Consider the following 2,925-nt stretch of genomic DNA (forward strand, 5'->3'; position numbering starts at 1 on the left):
TTATTCGAATTTATTATTTTCATCCATTCGCTGCAACTTGCATCTGGTATGTTAATTATGCCAAGCCCACTGGCTACTACTGCTGGTACAGATGGCTGGATTTCGATCATTCTCGGATGGATAGTTACTTCTATAATCGGTGTAATTATTATATTAATGTTACAAAAAAATCCCAACAAAAATTTCTCACAAATCTTAAAAACATACTTTGGTAAATGGATAGGAACAATTCTTTTTCTTGCATATGCCTCTTATCTATTTTTTGCTGGATTTAATACTTTATTAAAGGCAACTGATATTGTAAAAGTGTGGATATTTCCTTCCACTCCTGCTTATCAAATCACCATATTATTACTATTACCTTTTATTATTTTAGTCCTGAGTGGGTTAAGGGCTCTTACTAGTTATTCTATGCTTGTTTTCTTCTTCACTACTTGGATGCCACTATTTCTTCTTTTTTCACTAAAGACTAACTACAACCCTTTACACCTACTACCTATTTTTAAAGATGGATTATACCCTATTATAAAGGCAACAAAAGAAACCATTACACCTTATGCTGGCTTAGAAATTACATATTATATATACCCGTTCTTACAAAAAAAACAAAAAGCCATAAAAGGGCTACTAATAGCGAATACTGGAACTATGCTTTTCTATCTATATGTGACTATTCTTTCTTATATATACTTTAGTCCAGAGGGGATAAAAGACGTAATCTGGCCAGTATTTCATCTGTTAAAAGGGGTTCGTTTTTCTTTCATGGAAAGATTAGAAATTATATATATCGCTTACTACTTGATTGTATTTTCCACTACAATATATCCGTATTTATTTTTCAGTTTTGAATCTGTGACCATTTCACTTCAAAAAAACGTCCGTAATTGGGCGCTACTTGCTTTTATGTTATTTATAGTTGGTCTATTTATTTTCCTAAATCCCGATGTGGATCAATATTTGTTTATATATTCTCTTATGGATATCTTAAATGTCATTTTCTTTATTCTATTACCAATTATTTTTTTCGTTTACAGTATTCTTTTTACTTGGGTTACTAGGAGGAAACAACTTTGATTCGAAAATGGATATGGGTTTTAATTTGTTGTGTATATATAATTGGTTGTAGTCAAAGAATTCCTCTTGAGAAGGTTTCATTAATCCTGTTAATTGGCTTGGATAGAACCGCTAATGGAGACATAAAAGTTGGAACAAGTATACCACTCTTTCATCATAAGCAGCAAAAAAGTACTATAGAACATTGGACAAAAGCATCAACTGTATATACTGGATTCAGTAAGATAGATACGAAGTTAACGGGCTTTATGACCGCTTCCAAAGCTGAAATCATTTTAATTGGGAAAAAATTAGCGCAAGAGGCAAATTGGTTACAGGAGCTTGATTCTTCTTACCGTGATCCTTACGCTACCATTAATGCTAAAGTAGTACTTGTAGATGGGCCTGCAGAAGAAATTTTTAAAATTTATAAGCCTAGTAAACCATCACTATCATCTTATATAAATGGTGTAATCGAATCCTCAATTCAAAATAACCAATCCGTCTCTTCTACAATTCAGCAATTAATGAGAGAACAAAATGAAGATGGAATGACGCAAACTGTTCCAATTATCAAAAAAACAAAGAATGAAATCGACACAGTAGGAATTGCATTTTTAAATCGAAAAGGGAAATATTTAACTTATATCCCTAAAAAAGATGTTAAATTTTTCAATCTTTTAAATAAGTCAAAAAGTAACGGGCGAATGATACTACACCTTGCACTTTCTCCTAAAAATTCCAACAAAAAAACAAATACTTCTATCTTCGTACAGAACGCGACAAGGAAGGTAGATGTTACTTTTCAAAACGGAAAGTTTGTATTTAATCTCGATATATATGCTAATGTAGCTTTAATAGAAAAAACCAATCCGAATTTAATTAAGGGGTACTATGATAATAAAAAAAATATATATCATTTAAAAAGTGCTATTGAAAAAGAAATTAATAATAATTCACAAAATATATTAAATGAAATACAGCAGAATAAAATTGATCCAATCGGATTATCCCTATATGCTAGAGCTTTTCAATATAAAGAATGGAAAAAAGTAAAAGGAGATTGGTTGCGAGCGTTAGCAGAGGCTAAAATAAATGTAAAGACGCACGTCAAAATAAAAGATACTGGGACCATTAGAAATTAAAATAGACTAGTCTATTTTTCTGCTTAAAAGTCTTTCTAAGTGGGTTTTCCCTCTTCAATATTTATCATGTAAAAGGTGCTAACTCGAAAAAACTCTTTCCGTTCTTTTAAAAGGCAATAATTTAACTACGCTAATCAAGTACCAGTTTCTAATTTAAAGAGCTGAAGAAATTATAACTCTGGTGCAGTAGATATGCCAGATGCCATTCCAATTGCAATTCCATGATATAACGTCAAAGCCAAAATTCCTAAGTTAAGGAATTTTGGCTTTTTGAGTTCACAAGAATATCTTATTTTTAGCTCTATGTACCTAGCTACAATAAATACATATCAACATTGGAAAAATAAAAAGCAAAGCCTTTTGGCTCCACCAAACCAAAATTCATCTCTCACCTATCGTCGTGCTATGTTCTTCACACGCTTGAGGAAGGAGAATTCTTTCGGGAAATACGTTAAATTATAAGTACATTCGACAACAATCAATTATTTTCTAAAAAACAATTCCACATCTTTATCAACTCATTTTAGAATATTTAAACAATAATTATATATACATTCCCTGCATAAATTATTCATTTTCTTTTATATAACACCTATTTTTTTACTTCTGATAAATTATTAAACATTGGATTATTATACACTACCCCTAAAACATGGGGTATTTTGTAGAATTTTGTCTATCAATATGTATGTACACCCTTTTGTAGTGGATATAGACTGTGAGGTGT

2 protein-coding genes are annotated in these 2,925 nt (G+C 30.9%); both read left to right on the forward strand.

Annotation, left to right across the window (positions count from 1 at the left end; genetic code table 11):
- The coding region (locus tag QO049_RS30340) for a GerAB/ArcD/ProY family transporter (protein WP_284489813.1) at positions 1–1,074 on the forward strand (1,074 nt) is incomplete at its 5' end.
- On the forward strand, positions 1,071–2,198 hold the full coding sequence (locus QO049_RS30345) for a Ger(x)C family spore germination protein (RefSeq protein ID WP_284489814.1): 1,128 nt from the start codon (positions 1,071–1,073) through the stop codon (positions 2,196–2,198). The genes QO049_RS30340 and QO049_RS30345, both read left to right, overlap by 4 nt.
- The last annotated feature ends 727 nt before the right edge of the window (positions 2,199–2,925 follow it).

Source organism: Bacillus sp. RB3 (genome assembly GCF_030164735.1).
GTDB lineage: Bacteria > Bacillota > Bacilli > Bacillales > Bacillaceae_G > Bacillus_A > Bacillus_A cereus.